This window comes from Isoptericola sp. NPDC056578 (assembly GCF_042793275.1).
Lineage (GTDB): Bacteria > Actinomycetota > Actinomycetes > Actinomycetales > Cellulomonadaceae > Isoptericola.
In genome coordinates this window covers 1-15,234 of sequence record NZ_JBHTVC010000056.1, presented here as the reverse complement: position 1 = coordinate 15,234, position 15,234 = coordinate 1, and the positions used below count along the sequence as shown (strand labels likewise).

General features: G+C 74.8%; 12 protein-coding genes. 10 read left to right on the top strand and 2 right to left on the bottom strand.

The window, feature by feature from the left end; all coding sequences use genetic code 11:
- Positions 1–43: 43 nt before the first annotated feature.
- Positions 44–1,876: a proline--tRNA ligase gene (locus ACFQ80_RS17955; protein ID WP_430564599.1), complete on the top strand. Its 1,833-nt coding sequence runs from the start codon at positions 44–46 to the stop codon at positions 1,874–1,876.
- A gap of 28 nt (positions 1,877–1,904) precedes the next feature.
- On the opposite strand, the gene ACFQ80_RS17950 is transcribed toward ACFQ80_RS17955, so the two are convergent.
- Positions 1,905–3,101: a DUF4439 domain-containing protein gene (locus tag ACFQ80_RS17950; RefSeq protein WP_430549909.1), complete on the bottom strand. Its 1,197-nt coding sequence runs from the start codon at positions 3,099–3,101 to the stop codon at positions 1,905–1,907.
- Between the two features lie 188 nt (positions 3,102–3,289).
- On the opposite strand from ACFQ80_RS17950, the gene rimP reads away from it, so the two are divergent.
- The 6 genes from rimP (at position 3,290) to truB (ending at position 9,884) form a co-directional block, all read left to right on the top strand.
- Positions 3,290–3,877, top strand: a complete 588-nt coding sequence (gene rimP, locus ACFQ80_RS17945) for a ribosome maturation factor RimP (RefSeq protein WP_430564598.1) — start codon at positions 3,290–3,292, stop codon at positions 3,875–3,877.
- 2 nt (positions 3,878–3,879) lie between these two features.
- Positions 3,880–4,947, top strand: coding sequence for a transcription termination factor NusA (nusA, locus tag ACFQ80_RS17940; protein WP_430549911.1), 1,068 nt, complete (start codon positions 3,880–3,882; stop codon positions 4,945–4,947).
- A 15-nt stretch (positions 4,948–4,962) separates the two neighbouring features.
- Positions 4,963–5,307, top strand: coding sequence for a YlxR family protein (locus ACFQ80_RS17935; protein WP_430564597.1), 345 nt, complete (start codon positions 4,963–4,965; stop codon positions 5,305–5,307).
- 186 nt (positions 5,308–5,493) lie between these two features.
- Entirely contained in the window at positions 5,494–8,358 is a 2,865-nt protein-coding gene (gene infB, locus ACFQ80_RS17930; RefSeq protein ID WP_430564596.1) for a translation initiation factor IF-2, read from the top strand.
- Between the two features lie 105 nt (positions 8,359–8,463).
- Entirely contained in the window at positions 8,464–8,925 is a 462-nt protein-coding gene (gene rbfA / locus ACFQ80_RS17925) for a 30S ribosome-binding factor RbfA (RefSeq protein WP_430549914.1), read from the top strand.
- Complete coding sequence (gene truB / locus ACFQ80_RS17920; RefSeq protein WP_430564595.1) at positions 8,922–9,884, top strand: tRNA pseudouridine(55) synthase TruB; 963 nt, start codon at positions 8,922–8,924, stop codon at positions 9,882–9,884. Before rbfA ends, truB begins: the two co-directional genes overlap by 4 nt.
- A 41-nt stretch (positions 9,885–9,925) precedes the next feature.
- Here the strand turns inward: truB and ACFQ80_RS17915 are convergent, their stop codons facing one another.
- The gene (locus tag ACFQ80_RS17915; protein WP_430564594.1) at positions 9,926–11,044 is read right to left on the bottom strand and encodes a hypothetical protein; all 1,119 of its coding nucleotides are present in this window, start codon (positions 11,042–11,044) and stop codon (positions 9,926–9,928) included.
- Between the two features lie 125 nt (positions 11,045–11,169).
- Here ACFQ80_RS17915 and ACFQ80_RS17910 point away from each other — a divergent pair, with 125 nt between their 5' ends.
- The 3 genes from ACFQ80_RS17910 to ACFQ80_RS17900 all read left to right on the top strand — a co-directional run bounded on the left by ACFQ80_RS17910 (position 11,170) and on the right by ACFQ80_RS17900 (position 15,081).
- Positions 11,170–11,763: a TetR/AcrR family transcriptional regulator gene (locus ACFQ80_RS17910; RefSeq protein ID WP_430549917.1), complete on the top strand. Its 594-nt coding sequence runs from the start codon at positions 11,170–11,172 to the stop codon at positions 11,761–11,763.
- 93 nt (positions 11,764–11,856) lie between these two features.
- On the top strand, positions 11,857–12,831 hold the full coding sequence (locus ACFQ80_RS17905; RefSeq protein ID WP_430549918.1) for a bifunctional riboflavin kinase/FAD synthetase: 975 nt from the start codon (positions 11,857–11,859) through the stop codon (positions 12,829–12,831).
- Between the two features lie 273 nt (positions 12,832–13,104).
- Positions 13,105–15,081 carry a heme peroxidase family protein gene (locus ACFQ80_RS17900; protein WP_430564593.1) on the top strand — a complete coding sequence of 659 codons (1,977 nt, stop codon included), beginning with the start codon at positions 13,105–13,107 and terminating at the stop codon, positions 15,079–15,081.
- Positions 15,082–15,234 lie beyond the last annotated feature (153 nt).

The following is a 15,234-nucleotide window of genomic DNA, read 5'->3' as shown; positions in this document are numbered from 1 at the left end:
ACACCGGCCGGGGGAGGCCCGCCGCGCCGCTAGGCTTGCCCCCATGTCGATCGCGTCCGCCCGTCAGCCCCAGGGCGACCTGCTCCGCCTGTCCCACCTCTTCGTCCGCACCCTGCGCGAGGACCCGGCCGACGCCGAGGTCGCGAGCCACCGGCTGCTGGTGCGCGCCGGCTACATCCGCCGCGCGGCCCCCGGCATCTACTCCTGGCTGCCGCTCGGCCTGCGCGTGCTGGCGAAGATCGAGGCCGTCGTCCGCGAGGAGATGGAGGCGATCGGTGCGCAGGAGGTGCACTTCCCGGCGCTGCTGCCGCGCGAGCCCTACGAGGCCACCGGCCGCTGGACCGAGTACGGCCCCAACCTCTTCCGGCTGCAGGACCGCAAGGAGGCCGACTACCTCCTGGCGCCCACGCACGAGGAGCTGTTCACGCTGCTGGTGAAGGACCTGTACTCGTCGTACAAGGACCTGCCCCTCGCGCTGTACCAGATCCAGACGAAGTACCGCGACGAGGCCCGGCCCCGCGCCGGCCTCATCCGCGGGCGCGAGTTCATCATGAAGGACGCCTACTCCTTCGACATCGACGACGAGGGCCTCGCGGCGGCGTACGAGCGTCAGCGCGGCGCGTACCAGCGGATCTTCGACCGCCTCGGCCTCGACTACGTCATCGTCTCCGCGACCTCCGGCGCGATGGGCGGCTCCCGCTCGGAGGAGTTCCTGTCCCCGTCGCCCATCGGCGAGGACACGTTCGTGCGCTCGGCGGGTGGGTACGCCGCGAACGTCGAGGCCGTGGTCACGCCCGTGCCGGACGCGCTCCCGTACGACGACGCCCCGTCCGCGCACGTCGAGGACACCCCCGACACCCCGACCATCGAGTCGCTGGTGGCGTGCGCGAACGAGAAGCACGCCCGCCCCGACCGTCCCTGGACCGCCGCGGACACGCTGAAGAACGTGGTGCTCGCCGTCACGCACCCGGACGGCCGGCGCGAGCTGCTCGTCGTGGGGCTGCCGGGCGACCGCGAGGTCGACGTCAAGCGTCTCGAGGCCTCCCTCACCCCGGCCGAGGCCGAGCCCGCCACCGAGGCGGACTTCGCCGCGCACCCGGAGCTCGTCAAGGGGTACATCGGCCCCGGCGTGCTGGGGCCGCAGGGTGCGCAGGTCGAGGCCGAGGACGGCTCGACGAGCTCCGCGATCCGGTACCTGCTCGACCCGCGCGTGGTGCCCGGCACCCGGTGGATCACCGGCGCCGACGCCCCGGGCCGGCACGTCTTCGACCTGGTGGCGGGCCGCGACTTCGCCGCCGACGGCACCATCGAGGCGGCCGAGGTGCGCGCCGGCGACCCCGCGCCCGACGGCTCCGGGCCCCTCGAGCTCGCGCGGGGCATCGAGATCGGCCACATCTTCCAGCTCGGCCGCAAGTACGCCGAGGCGCTCGACCTCAAGGTGCTCGACGTGAACGGCAAGGCCGTGACCGTCACCATGGGCTCGTACGGGATCGGCGTGACGCGGGCCCTCGCGGCGCTCGCGGAGGTCAACCACGACGACAAGGGCCTCGCGTGGCCGGCGCACGTCGCCCCCGCGCACGTGCACGTCGTCGCGACCGGCAAGGGGACGGAGGTGTTCGACGCCGCCGAGAAGCTCGCCACCGAGCTGGTCGACGCGGGCGTCGAGGTGATCTACGACGACCGCCCCAAGGTGTCGCCCGGCGTGAAGTTCGCCGACGCGGAGCTCTTCGGCGTGCCGCTGATCGTCGTCGTCGGCCGCGGTCTCGCGGACGGCCTGGTGGAGGTGCGCCCGCGCGCCGGAGCGTCGGAGCAGGTCCCCGTGGCCGACGCGGCGCGGGTCGTGACCGAGCGCGTCGCGGCCCTGCTGGCGGACTGACACCACCGCGCGGGACGTCCCGCGGAGGTCAGGCGGACGCGTCGTCCCCGGCCTGCTCCGGCAGGCCGGGGAACGGCTCGGGCTCGGCGCCCCAGTCGTCGAGGGCCACGGCGGAGTCGACCAGCAGGTCGACGAGCACCCCGCGGGTGCCGGCCGCCGTCGTGCCGACGAGGGACGCGTAGTCCGTGGCGAGGTCGTTCTCCAGGTCGATCACCAGCGCGTCGTCGCCCTGGTCCGCGAGCCGCGGCACGGCGTAGGCGGCGCGACGCGGGTCGTCCGCCGTGGCCTGCGTGCCCGCCACGGCAGCCCACCCGTCGGCCCGCTGCGCGTGCACCTCGACCCGCTCGAGCAGCCGTTCGCGCGTCGTGCCCGAGCCGATCGCCGCCCGCAGCTGCAGCGCGTAGCGGGTCGCGTCCTCGGACACGACGAGCGTGCTCAGGTCGTGGGGCGTCAGCCCTTCGGGCACCGGTCCGTCGTCCGCCGCTCCCTCGTCCGCCTGCCCGTCCGCCTCGCCGTCGTCCTGCCCGGCGGCGGAGGCGTCGTCGGAGGGAACGTCGGGGGAGGGCACCTCCTGCTCGGCCTCCTCGGCGTCCTCCTCGGTGTCCGCGTCGTCCTGGTCGGCCTCCACCGGCACGGGTACGCGAGGTTCGACGACGTCGGGCCCGGCGACGTCGACCAGCGCCGCGAGGCGCTCGCCCGAGACGGTCTGGGCAGCGCCGACCGACGCCAGCAGCCGGGCCAGCGGCCCGTCGCCGGTGGTCCCGGCGGCCGTCCGCGACCGGGCGGCCGCGTCGTCGAGCGCCTGGACGACGTCGGCCGGGGTCGCCCTGTCCCAGGCCGAGGACTGCGTGTCGGTGGGCGCGCCGGTGGCGAGGCCGGAGTCGTACTCGCCGCCGAGCGCCTCGGCCTGCTCGCGCGAGGACGCGGCGATGCGCGTGAGCTCGGCGACGACACGCTTGCGGGACGTGGGCACCTCCTCGAGCGCGGCCTCGGCGCCGTCGGCCACGAGGAGGGCGTCCGCGACGGCGGTGCGGCGCACCACCTCGAGGCTGTCGGGCACCGGCTCGCCCGCGGGAGGGGCCTCCAGCCGTACCCCGCACCCGGCGAGGAGCCCGACGGCGAGCAGCGCCCCCGCGGCGGCCAGGGGGCGGCGCCGGGCGGCGGTCGGGGCCGCGCCGGTCACGTCGTCGTCGGCGGACCGGTCGGGGGTGGGCTGAGGTTCCATCGAGGCCGATGATGCCACGCGCGCGGCCCCGCCCGTGTGACGTTCCTCCGCCCGTCGGGGGCGGCGGACGGCGCGGGACCGGCCCGTCGTTCGTTACGCTGGTCGCTGCACACAACGACACACCGGCCGCGGGACGTCCCGGCGCGGGAGCACACGGCAGTCCACGACGTGACCCACGGGAGGCAGGGATGGCAGCGCAGCACGGCCGCACGACGGCGGGCGGGGCGAAGGCCGAGGCGGTGCGGCGGGTCGTCACCCCGGCGGTCGACGCCGCGGACCTGTTCCTCGAGGACGTCGTCGTCACGCAGGCCGGCGCGAAGTCGGTCGTGCGCGTCACGGTGGACCTCCCCGAAGACGTGCCGGGCAGCCTCGACTCCGACACCCTCGGCGACGTCTCGCGCGCGATCTCCGCCGCGCTGGACGCCGACGACGTCGTCCCCGGCGCGTACACGCTCGAGATCTCGACGCCCGGCACCTCCCGGCCGCTGACCGAGGTGCGCCACTTCCGGCGCGCCCGCGGCCGCCTGGTGGTGCTGCGGCTGCGCACGGGGGGCACGACGTCCGGGCGCCTGGTGGAGGTCGAGGCCGGGGCGGGCGACGACGCGGAGCTCGTGCTGGAGGACGGCACCCGGGTGCCCCTCGCCGACGTGCGCCAGGGCAAGATCGAGGTCGAGCTGAAGCGCCTGGACGAGGCGCCCCTCGACACGGACACGGACACGGACACGGGCGCCGCCCGGGACCACACCACGGGCTCTGCCCGTCACGAGGAAGGCTGACGATGGACATCGACATGAGCACGCTTCGGCTGCTGGAGCGGGAGCGGGACATCAGCCTCGACGTCCTCGTGGAAGCGATCGAGCAGGCGCTGCTGTCGGCCTACCACCGCACGCCCGACGCCTACCCGCGCGCCCGCGTCGAGGTGGACCGCAAGTCCGGCCACGTCGCCGTGTGGGCGCGCGAGGAGATCCGCACGCCGGACCCCGAGGACCCCGAGGCGCGGCCCACGATCGAGCTGGGGCCCGAGTTCGACCACACGCCCGCGGACTTCGGCCGCATCGCCACGGCGACGGCGCGGCAGGTCATCGTGCAGCGGCTGCGCGACGCCGAGGACGACCAGGTGCTCGGCATGTTCCGCGGCAAGGAGGGCGAGGTCCTCGCCGGCGTCATCCAGCAGGGCCGCGACCCGCGGGTCGTCCTCGTGGACGTGGGCGGCACCGAGGCCGTCCTGCCGCCGCACGAGCAGGTGCCCACCGAGGAGTACGTGCACGGCGAGCGGCTGCGCGCCTACGTGGTCGAGGTGTCGCGGGGGATGAAGGGCGCCCAGGTGGTGCTGAGCCGCACGCACCCGGGCCTGGTGCGCAAGCTCTTCGAGCTCGAGGTCCCGGAGATCGCGGACGGTGCCGTCGAGATCACGGCCATCGCCCGCGAGGCGGGTCACCGGTCCAAGGTCGCCGTCCGGTCCAAGGTGGCCGGGCTGAACGCCAAGGGCGCCTGCATCGGCCCGATGGGAGCGCGCGTGCGTGCCGTGATGGCGGAGCTGCACGGGGAGAAGATCGACATCGTCGACCACAGCGACGACCCTGCCCGCTTCGTGGCCAACGCGCTCTCGCCGGCACGTGTGACCTCCGTCACCGTGGTCGACGCCGACGCCAAGGCCGCGCGGGCGGTCGTGCCGGACTACCAGCTGTCGCTCGCGATCGGCAAGGAGGGGCAGAACGCCCGTCTCGCCGCGAAGCTGACGGGCTGGCGCATCGACATCCGGTCGGACGAGGCGGCGCCCGCCGGCGGCGGTGTGGAGGGCGACGACGCAGGTGGCCCCGCGGCGAGCCGCGGGGCCGAGGGCTGAGGCCGGTCACGGCACGTGGGTCGTCGCGCTAGACTGTCGGGGACCGGGCCACGCGCCCAGCCCTCGACCTCCCCACGTACCCTTCCGGAAACCTCCGGCCCGGTACGGACGTGCGTCGGGTGCAGGGAGCGTGACCAGCGGTCCGCTCTTCTGCGGCTGGTGCTCGAGCCGTCGGGACGCGAGGGAGTCCTCGTGGTCGACGTGCGAGGGTGCCTGCCGGGGCGTGGCGCCTGGATCCATCCGACGCCCGCCTGCCTGGCGCTCGCCGAGCGTCGTCGGGCCGTGCCGCGCGCCCTGCGCGTCACGGGGCCCCTCGACCTCTCCGGCGTCCGGGAACACCTGGAGCGGCGAGACCGTTGAGTCCCTCCGGTCCGCACCGCCAACCGGCGGCCGGACCATCGCGACCGAGCATGCTCGGCCGCACCCACTGAAGTCGACAAGGAAGCGGGTCAGAAGCCGATGGGCACCCGATGAGTTCCGTGCGATGAGTACTCGGTACTAACGACGGTCCTCCCTGTCTCGCAGGAGGGCCGAGACAGGAGAGTTGTGGCGAAGATCCGCGTTCACGAGCTGGCCAAGCAGCTCGGGGTGGAGAGCAAGACCCTGCTCGCCGACCTGAAGTCGGCGGGCGAGTTCGTCCGTTCGGCGTCCTCGACGCTCGAGGCACCGGTCGAGCGAGCCATGCGCGACAAGTACAAGGGCGCGGCCCCCGCGTCCTCGGGCGCCCCGGCGAGCAAGCCCGCCGAGCCGAAGGCTGCGGCGCCCCGCGCCGAGCAGAAGCCCGCTCCGGCGAAGCCTGCCCCCAAGCCCGCCGCGCAGAAGCCGACGCCCGCGCCCGAGGCCGAGGCGCCCGCCGCCCCGGCGGCGGCCGCGACGCCCGCCGCGGCAGCGCCGGAGTCCCCGGCCAGGCCCGCCAACCGTCCCGGCGCGCCGACCCCCGGTCCGCGTCCCGCGGCGCCGAAGCCGGCACCGGCCGCGCGCGAGCAGCGCGACGGCGGGCGTGACGGTGGTCGCGACGGCGGCAAGGGCGGCCGCTCCCCGCGTCCGGGCAACAACCCGTTCGCGTCGAGCCAGGGCATGCCGCGCCAGGGGCAGCGCCCCGGCGGCGCCGGCGGCCCGCGCCCGGGCAACAACCCGTTCGCGTCCAGCCAGGGCATGCCGCGCCCCGGTCAGCGCCCGGACCGCGGCGAGGCCGCGCCCGAGCGTTCCGGCGAGCGTCCGGGCGGTCCCCGTCCGGGTGGCCCCCGTCCCGGTGGCCCGCGTCCCGCGGCGCCCCGTCCCGGCGGGCCGCGCCCCAACCCCGGCATGATGCCGGGCAAGACCTCGATGCCGCGCCCCGGCGAGCGTCCGGCGCCCTCGGGCGGCGGTCGTGGCGGCCGCGGTGGCGGCCCCGGCGGTGGCGGTGGCTTCCGTCCCGGCGGTGGCGGCGGCTTCGGCGGCCGTCCCGGCGGCCGTGGTGGCGCCGGTCGCGGCTCCACGCAGGGTGCGTTCGGCCGCGCAGGCGGCCGTCCGGTCCGCGGGCGGAAGTCGAAGCGCGCGAAGCGCCAGGAGTTCGAGCAGATGCAGGCGCCGTCGCTCGGCGGCGTGCAGGTGCCCCGCGGCAACGGTTCGACCGTCGTCCGCCTGCGCCACGGCTCGTCGCTGAACGACTTCGCGGACAAGATCGACGCGAACCCCGCCAGCCTGGTCACGGTGCTGTTCCACCTCGGTGAGATGGCGACCGCGACGCAGTCGCTGGACGAGGACACGTTCGGCACGCTCGCGAACGAGCTCGGGTACGTCATCGAGATGGTCTCGGCCGAGGAGGAGGACCGGGAGCTGCTCGGGGCCTTCGACATCGACCTCGACGCCGAGCTCGAGGGCGAGTCCGACGAGGACCTCGCGGCGCGTCCTCCGGTCGTCACCGTCATGGGCCACGTCGACCACGGCAAGACGCGTCTTCTCGACGCGATCCGCCAGACCGACGTCGTCTCCGGCGAGGCCGGCGGCATCACCCAGCACATCGGTGCCTACCAGGTGCGCCGGGAGCACGAGGGCGTCGAGCGTCCGATCACGTTCATCGACACCCCGGGTCACGAGGCGTTCACCGCCATGCGTGCCCGTGGTGCCCAGGTGACCGACATCGCGATCCTCGTGGTCGCCGCCGACGACGGCGTCATGCCGCAGACGGTGGAGGCGCTCAACCACGCCCAGGCGGCCAACGTGCCGATCGTGGTCGCGGTGAACAAGGTGGACAAGGAGGGGGCCAACCCCGACAAGATCCGCCAGCAGCTCACCGAGTACAACCTGGTGGCCGAGGAGTACGGCGGCGACACGATGTTCGTCGACGTGTCCGCGAAGCAGAACCAGGGCATCGACCAGCTCCTCGAGGCCGTGCTGCTCACGGCGGACGCCTCGCTGGACCTCCGGGCGAACCCGGACAAGGACGCGCGAGGCGTGGCCATCGAGGCCAACCTCGACAAGGGCCGCGGCGCCGTCGCGACCGTCCTGGTCCAGTCGGGCACGCTGCACGTCGGCGACGCGATCGTCGCGGGCACGGCCCACGGCCGCGTTCGCGCCATGTTCGACGAGCACGGCACCGCGCTGACCGAGGCGGGCCCGGCCCGACCGGTCCTGGTGCTCGGCCTGGCGTCCGTGCCGAGCGCCGGCGACACCTTCCTGGTGGCGCCGGACGAGCGCACCGCCCGGCAGATCGCCGAGAAGCGCGAGGCAGCCGAGCGCGCCGCCCTCCTGGCCAAGCGCCGCAAGCGCATCAGCCTCGAGGACTTCACCAAGGCGCTCGAGCAGGGCAAGGTCGAGACCCTCAACCTGGTCCTCAAGGGCGACGTCTCCGGTGCCGTCGAGGCCCTGGAGGACGCGCTGCTCAAGATCGACGTGGGCGACGAGGTCGAGCTGCGGGTCATCCACCGCGGTGTCGGTGCGATCACGCAGAACGACGTCAACCTGGCCACGGTCGACAACGCGATCATCATCGGCTTCAACGTGAAGTTCGGTGAGCGTGTCGAGGACCTCGCGGACCGCGAGGGCGTCGAGGTCAAGTTCTACTCGGTCATCTACCAGGCGATCGACGACGTCGAGGCAGCCCTCAAGGGGATGCTCAAGCCGGAGTACGAGGAGGCCCAGCTGGGCACCGCGGAGATCCGCCAGGTCTTCCGCTCCTCGAAGTTCGGCAACATCGCGGGTTCGATCGTCCGGTCGGGCACCATCCGCCGCAACACCAAGGCGCGCGTCCTGCGCAACGGCAAGATCGTCGGGGACGACCTCACGATCGAGTCGCTGCGCCGCGAGAAGGACGACGTCACCGAGGTCCGCGAGGGCTTCGAGTGCGGTATCGGACTCGGGTCGTTCAACGACGTCACCGAGGGTGACATCATCGAGACCTTCGAGATGCGCGAGAAGCCGCGCGCCTGACGGTCGCGCCGCACGGTACAGCCCGACGGCGTCCCGCACCGGCCCCGCTCCGACAGGAGCAGGGCCGGGCGGGGCGCCGTCGGCGTCGAGAGAGGGAGACACACTATGCCCGGCCCCCAGGGCAACAACCGGCCCGAGAACCCGCGCGCCCGCAAGCTGGCGGACCGCATCAAGGAGATCGTCGCGCAGCTGCTCGACACGCGGATCAAGGACCCGCGTCTCGGCTTCGTCACGGTGACCGACGTCCGCGTGACCGGCGACCTGCAGAACGCCTCGATCTTCTACACCGTGCTCGGCACGGACGAGGAGCGGGCGGGCACGGCCGCGGCGCTGGAGAGCGCCAAGGGCATGATCCGCTCGGAGGTCGGCAAGCAGACCGGCGTGCGGCTCACCCCGACCATCGAGTTCTTCCTGGACTCGATGCCGGAGAACGCCGCGCACCTGGACGCCGCGCTCCTGGAGGCCCAGCGCCGGGACGCCGAGCTCGCCGCGCTGCGCGAGGGCAAGGGGTTCGCCGGCGACGAGGACCCGTACCGCAAGGCGCGCGAGGACGACGAGGACGAGTGAGCGGCCCCGGGGAGCGTCCGCCCCGCCGCCCCACCGCGCCCGACGGGTTCCTGGTGGTCGACAAGCCCGCGGGCTGGACCAGCCACGACGTCGTCGGCCGGTGCCGGCGGCTGGCGGGCACCCGCAAGGTCGGCCACGCGGGCACGCTCGACCCGATGGCGACGGGCGTGCTCGTCGTCGGGGTCGGCCGGGCCACGAAGCTGCTCACGTACGTGGTCGGGGCGGACAAGGCGTACGACGCGACGATCCGCCTGGGCGCCACCACCAGCACCGACGACGCGGAGGGCGAGGTCGTCGAGGCGCGCGGCGTCGGCGAGGGCGTCGACGACGCCGCCCTGGCGCGCGAGGTGGCCGTCCTGACGGGGGAGATCCGGCAGGTGCCCACCACGGTGAGCGCGATCAAGGTCGACGGCAAGCGTGCCTACGCGCGCGCCCGGGCGGGGGAGGACGTGGTCCTGGAGGCCCGGCCGGTCACCGTGAGCCGCTTCGACGTGCACGCCACGCGGCCCGCGACGACGGGCGACGGCGTGGCCGCGCTCGACGTCGACGTGACCGTCGTCGTGTCCTCGGGGACGTACGTCCGGGCGCTGGCCCGCGACCTGGGCGCCGCGCTCGGGACGGGCGGCCACCTCACGGCGCTGCGCCGTACGCGGGTGGGTGGCTACGACCTCGGCACGGCCCGCACGCTCGAGGAGCTCGAGGCCCAGGCCGACGCCGACGGCGTGCTCGCGACGGTGCCGCTCGCGGACGCCGCCCGGGCGACGTTCCCCGTGCGCGAGCTCACGCCGGACGAGGCGCGCGCCCTCGGCTACGGCCAGTGGGTGCCCGCGAGCGGCGAGCGGGGCACGGTCGCCGCGATCGGGCCGGACGGCGCGCTGGTCGCGCTGCTGGAGGACACCCGGCGGCGGGGCGAGGCGCTGGCGAAGCCCGTGCTCGTCCTCGCCCCGGCCGGCGGCTGACCCGGGCCGCTCGAGGCGGCCCGGGCGCAGCGCGGTGCGCGTCAGCCCTGCGGGGCCGGCTCGGCGAGCTGGGCGGCGCGCTCCAGCGCCTCGTCGCGCGCGGCCTCGGCGTCGGGCTCGAGGCCGCCCGCGGTGCGCAGGTGCCCCACGAGCGACATCACGACGCCTGCGCCCGCCCAGAGCCCGAGGGCGAGCCAGGCGCGCCCCGCGTCGGCGGCCGGGAAGTAGGACAGGTCGCGCAGCAGGGTGGCGCCCGCGCCCGGCGGGAACCACTGGCCGATCGCGCCCCAGTGCCACGGGAGGAACTCGGGCGGCATGGTGGCGCCGGAGATCGGGTTGGCGACCAGCATCATCGTGACGGCTCCGAGAGCGATGCCGGCCCGACCGAGCAGTGCCACGAACCCGGTGATGGGCGCGGCGACGGCCGCCAGGGCGAGGGCGGCGGCACCGGCGTTCGTCCACCAGTCGCCCTGCAGCGCCCCGAACCAGGACTGCAGCACCGCCACCAGGACGACGCCGCCCGCGGCCGCATAGACCGACACGGCGAGCACCCGGCGCACGGCGCCCACCACGAGCAGCGAGATCGCGATCCCGCCGATCATCCCGCCGAGCAGCAGAGGGAACATGGCCGCCGTCAGCCCGGCGCCCCGCGGGTCGTCGGCGGACAGGGGCACGACGTCGGTCACGGCGACGGTGGGAGCGGCGGACGCGTCCGCCCCCGAGGCGAGCGCCTGCTGGGCGAGCCCGTCCTGCAGCTGGCCCGCCGCCGCGGTGAGGAGCTGGCTCGTCACCGTGCTCGCGGCCGAGGCCGTGAGCACCTCGGGCGTCTCGCCCAGCACGATCGCGCCGTAGACGTCGCGGGACTCGACCGCGGCGACGGCGGCGTCGCGGTCGGCGACCGGCACGAGGTCGAGCGCTCCGGGCTGTGCCTCGTCGAGGGTGGCACCGAGGCCCGCGACGGCCTGCTCCGGGCTGGCGACGGCCACCGGGAGGTCCTTGGGCTCGGCGGTGACGGCGGGCCAGGAGAAGGCGAGCACGAGCACGCCGACGACGGCGGCGACGCCGAGCGCCACGGCTACGACCCGGCCCCACGGGGTGCGGGGGACCGGGCGCGGCGGGGAGGTGGGCGGTGCGGCGGGGGCGACGGTCGTCGACGACATGGTGGTCTCCGGTGCTGAGGACTGGGTCGAGAAATCAAAAAACGAATGTTCGTTCTTTATGGCAAGCCTGCGCGGGTGTCCCTAGACTTGTCAACCGTCCGCCAGTGCCCTCGGGAAGGGGTCCGATGCCACGAGTGACCGAGGCGCACCGCGAGGCGCGGCGCGCGCAGATCCGGGCCGCGGCCCTGCGGGCGTTCACCGCCAAGGGCTACCAGCGAGCCTCCATCTCCGACGTCGTCGCCGAGTCGGGGCTGTCGGCGGGCGCGATCTACGGCCACTACGACGGCAAGCAGGCGCTCTTCGCCGCGGTCGCCGAGGAGGTGCTCTCCCGGCGCAGCACGGAGATCGACGCCGCCGGCGACGACGGGGTCCCGCCCTCGCCGATCGAGGTGCTCACGATCCTCACGGGCGGCATGGCCCGGGACCTCGAGGACGGGAAGGTGCTCGTCCAGCTCTGGTCGGAGTCCACCGTGGACCCGGTGATCCACGATGTCGTCCAGCACGTCGTCGTCGACCTGCGGAACGTCCTGACCGCTGCGCTGCAGGCGTGGTTCGGGGCGCGGCCCGACCTGGCGCCCGACGGGCCCGACGCCGCGGCGCGGTTGCTGCTCCCCGTGATGATGGGGCTGGGCCAGGGGTTTCTCATGCAGCGCGCGCTGCTCGACGACTTCGACCCGGAGCGCTATCTCACGGCCGCCGCGGCGGTGCTCCCGGGGTGAGGCGGTCCGCGGCCCCGGCGTCGGTCTATCCTTGACGGTCGGCACCCGGCGCGGGTGCCGACGGCCGGCCATCGACGAGACGGAGCGCGACGCGTGCAGGTGTTCACGGACCTGGACCAGGTCCCCGACGGGTTCGGTCCGTCGGTCGTCACGATCGGCAACTTCGACGGCGTCCACCGCGGTCACCAGGCCGTGCTGGGGCGCCTCGTGGGCCTGGCCCGCGCCGACGAACGGCTCGCGGTGGCGCTCACCTTCGACCCGCACCCGGCCCAGGTGCACCGCCCGGAGACGGCGCCGGAGCTCCTGACGGGGCTGCGCGACCGGCTCGACCTCATGGGCCGTGCGGGCCTCGACGCCGTGCTGGTCGTGCCGTACACGCTCGACCTCGCCGCGCTGACGCCGGAGGAGTTCGTCACCCGGTACCTCACGGGCGGCCTGGGCGCACGCACCGTCGTCGTCGGGCACGACGTGCGGTTCGGCAAGGGCAACGCCGGCACGCTCGCCACGATGGTGGAGCTCGGCGGCACGCACGGCTTCGAGGTCGTGGCCGTGGACGACGTGGGCGAGTGCGCGCCGGGCAGCGCCGGGGCCCGCGAGCGCTGGTCGTCGTCGGCGGCGCGCGCGCTGCTCGCCGAGGGCGACGTGGCGCAGGCGGCCGAGGTGCTCGGCCGCCCCCACCGGGTGCGCGGCACCGTGGTGCACGGGGACGCGCGCGGGCGCGAGCTCGGCTTTCCCACCGCGAACCTCGGCCACGTCGAGGGCATGGTCCCCGCCGACGGCGTGTACGCCGGTCGGCTGCTGCGGCCGGCGCTCGCCCAGGAGGACCCCGGGAACCCCGACGCGGACCTGCCCGCCGCCATCTCCGTGGGCACCAACCCGACCTTCGACGGCGTGGAGCGCCGCGTCGAGGCCTACGTGCTCGACCGTGACGACCTGGACCTCTACGGGGAGACGGTCGTGCTGGAGCTGGTCGAGCGGCTGCGCCCGACCCTGCGCTTCGACGGCATCGATCCGCTCATCGAGCAGATGCACGCGGATGTCGCGCGGGCGCGCGACATCCTGCGCTGACCCGCGCGAGCGGGTGAAAGTCCCCGCGGCCGGTCACGGCCGCGGGGGAGGTCCCTCCTTCCTGGCGGGACGGACCGGGCGGGCCCGGTCCGTGGGCCGCGGTGACACCGCGGGCCCGTCGCGGCGCGCCACCGCCCTCCCTGATCCACGGCGGTGGCCGCGTCGCAGCGCGCAGTCCCGGGCCGCCTCCCGTGCTGATCGCCGGTGGCGGCCCGGGACCCGCCCCGCGCCCGGCGGCGCCCCGCGCCCGCTTCTCCCGAGAGGGGCAGAGCCATGGCGGCTCAGCAGACCATCGAGCAGGAAGCGCCCGAGCCCGGGCACGACCTCCACTCGGACCCGGTCGGCCGGACGGTGCGCAGCGTGCGCCACGGCGGCCAGGTGCGCCCGCGCCCGCGACCCCGACCGCGACCGGATCCCGACCCGGGGTCGTCGCCGGCCCCGTTGCTCCACGAGACGGAGCTCGCCGTCCTGCGCGACATCGTGGAGGACCGCTTCGAGGCGACGACGTCGTTCGACTACCTCTTCCGCGGCCTGCGCGGGCACTTCCCCGCCGCGCACCTGCCGGTCACCGACGGCGGCGACCCGCCCGAAGGGCCGGTCGCGGGACCCACCGTGGACGCGGTCGTCGCGGCCCTGAAGAAGCTCGGCGCCGGGATGATCGAGCCGGCGGGCCCGCCGAACCCGGCGCTGGACTCGACGATCCCCGCGATCTACACCTACTGGGGCCAGTTCATCGACCACGACATCACGCTCAACACCAACGGCCCGGACGGTCCGCCGGAGGCGGGGGAGCGGCCCCGGCCGGGCGACCTCGTGCTGGGCGACATCGTCTCCGACCCGTTCACGGCGTTCCCGCCGGAGGTCGTGGTCCGCAGCCTGCACAACGGTCGGCACCCGTTCCTCAACCTCGACAGCCTGTACGGCAGCGGGCCGCGGTTCCCGGGTGAGGCCGGACGGCGGACCACCCGCAGCGAGGCCGCGTACGCCACGACCGACCAGACCAAGCTCGCGCTCGGTCGGGTGGCGACGACCCCGATCCCCGGGTTCGAGCTCGTCCCGCCGGGCGACGACCCGCAGCGCGACCTGCCGCGGTTCTCGTCGGAGGAGATCGCAGGACTCGACGTCCCGGAGGACGAGCGGCCGGCCCCCGGTTCGGCGAAGATCCCCGACGGGCGCAACGACGAGAACCTCGTCGTGGCCCAGCTGCACCTGGGGTTGATCCGGTTCCACAACGCGGTCGTGGACTGGGTCCGCCGCACCGAGCCGTGGCTCACGGTGGACGAGCGGGCGGTCTTCGACCGCGCCCAGCAGCTCACCCAGCACCACTACCAGTGGCTGGTGGTCCACGACTACCTGCGCACGCTCACCAAGCCGGGGGTGCTGGACGAGGTGCTCGTCGAGCCGTCGCTGCTCTTCCGGCCCCGTCGCAAGGTCGCCATGCCGCTGGAGTTCGCCGTGGCCGCGTTCCGGTTCGGGCACTCGATGGTGCGCAACGGCTACGACTTCAACCTCAACTTCGGCAAGGTCGTCCCACCGGCGGCGGCGCCGCGGGCCGCGTTCGCGAGCCTGGTACAGCTCTTCGAGTTCACCGGGGGCGGCGGGCTGGTCCCCACCGGGGCGCCGCCCGGCGAGGTGCTCCCGTCCAACTGGCCGATCGACTGGGCCCGCTTCGTCGACAAGGGCGACCCGGACCGCCGGCGTTCCGCGGCGAAGATCGACCCGTTCCTGGCGGCCGGCCTGGCCACCATGCTCAAGGAGGGCACCGACCCCGGCCTGGCCCCGGAGATCAGCGCCCTGCTCAAGCAGCTCGCGCAGCGCAACCTGCTGCGGGGGTACTGGCTGTCCCTGCCCACCGGGGAGGCGGTGGCCGAGGCGCTGCACGTGCCGGCCCTGTCCGCCGAGCAGCTCACTCGCGGCGCCGCGCAGGGCGTCAAGGACGCCCTGGCGGAGCTCGACGGCACGCCCCTGTGGTACTACGTGCTCAAGGAGGCCGAGATCCAGGGGAACGGCAACTTCCTCGGCGACGTCGGCAGCCGGATCCTGTGCGAGACGTTCGTCTACCTGCTCAAGGCCGACGACACGTCGTACCTCGCCACGGGCTGGACCCCGGCGCAGGGGGTACGGATCGACGGCGGGAAGATGATCACGACGATCGGCGACCTGCTCCGCTTCGCCGGCGTCCTGACCCTCGACGACGGCACGACGTTCCGCCAGGTCGACGGCCGTCCGGCGGGTCACGACGGCGACTGAACCGTCCCCTGCTGTGTCGTGGCACACGTCGCGGCGCCCCCCCGCGCCCCGCGGGCGGGGCGGGGGGGGGAAGGGGGGGGGGGGCGGACCGCCGCGGCGGCCGAGCGCCCCCGGGGAACACTGCCCGGGCCCCCCGCCACCACAACCCAAGAG

What these genes read in the sequence shown, in the direction of transcription:
- ACFQ80_RS17955 (WP_430564599.1), top strand. Translation starts at nt 44, where the DNA reads ATGTCGATCGCGTCCGCCCGTCAGCCCCAGGGCGACCTGCTCCGCCTG.
- ACFQ80_RS17950 (WP_430549909.1), bottom strand. Translation starts at nt 3,101, where the DNA reads ATGGAACCTCAGCCCACCCCCGACCGGTCCGCCGACGACGACGTGACC.
- rimP (WP_430564598.1), top strand. Translation starts at nt 3,290, where the DNA reads ATGGCAGCGCAGCACGGCCGCACGACGGCGGGCGGGGCGAAGGCCGAG.
- nusA (WP_430549911.1), top strand. Translation starts at nt 3,880, where the DNA reads ATGGACATCGACATGAGCACGCTTCGGCTGCTGGAGCGGGAGCGGGAC.
- rbfA (WP_430549914.1), top strand. Translation starts at nt 8,464, where the DNA reads ATGCCCGGCCCCCAGGGCAACAACCGGCCCGAGAACCCGCGCGCCCGC.
- ACFQ80_RS17915 (WP_430564594.1), bottom strand. Translation starts at nt 11,044, where the DNA reads ATGTCGTCGACGACCGTCGCCCCCGCCGCACCGCCCACCTCCCCGCCG.
- ACFQ80_RS17910 (WP_430549917.1), top strand. Translation starts at nt 11,170, where the DNA reads ATGCCACGAGTGACCGAGGCGCACCGCGAGGCGCGGCGCGCGCAGATC.
- ACFQ80_RS17900 (WP_430564593.1), top strand. Translation starts at nt 13,105, where the DNA reads ATGGCGGCTCAGCAGACCATCGAGCAGGAAGCGCCCGAGCCCGGGCAC.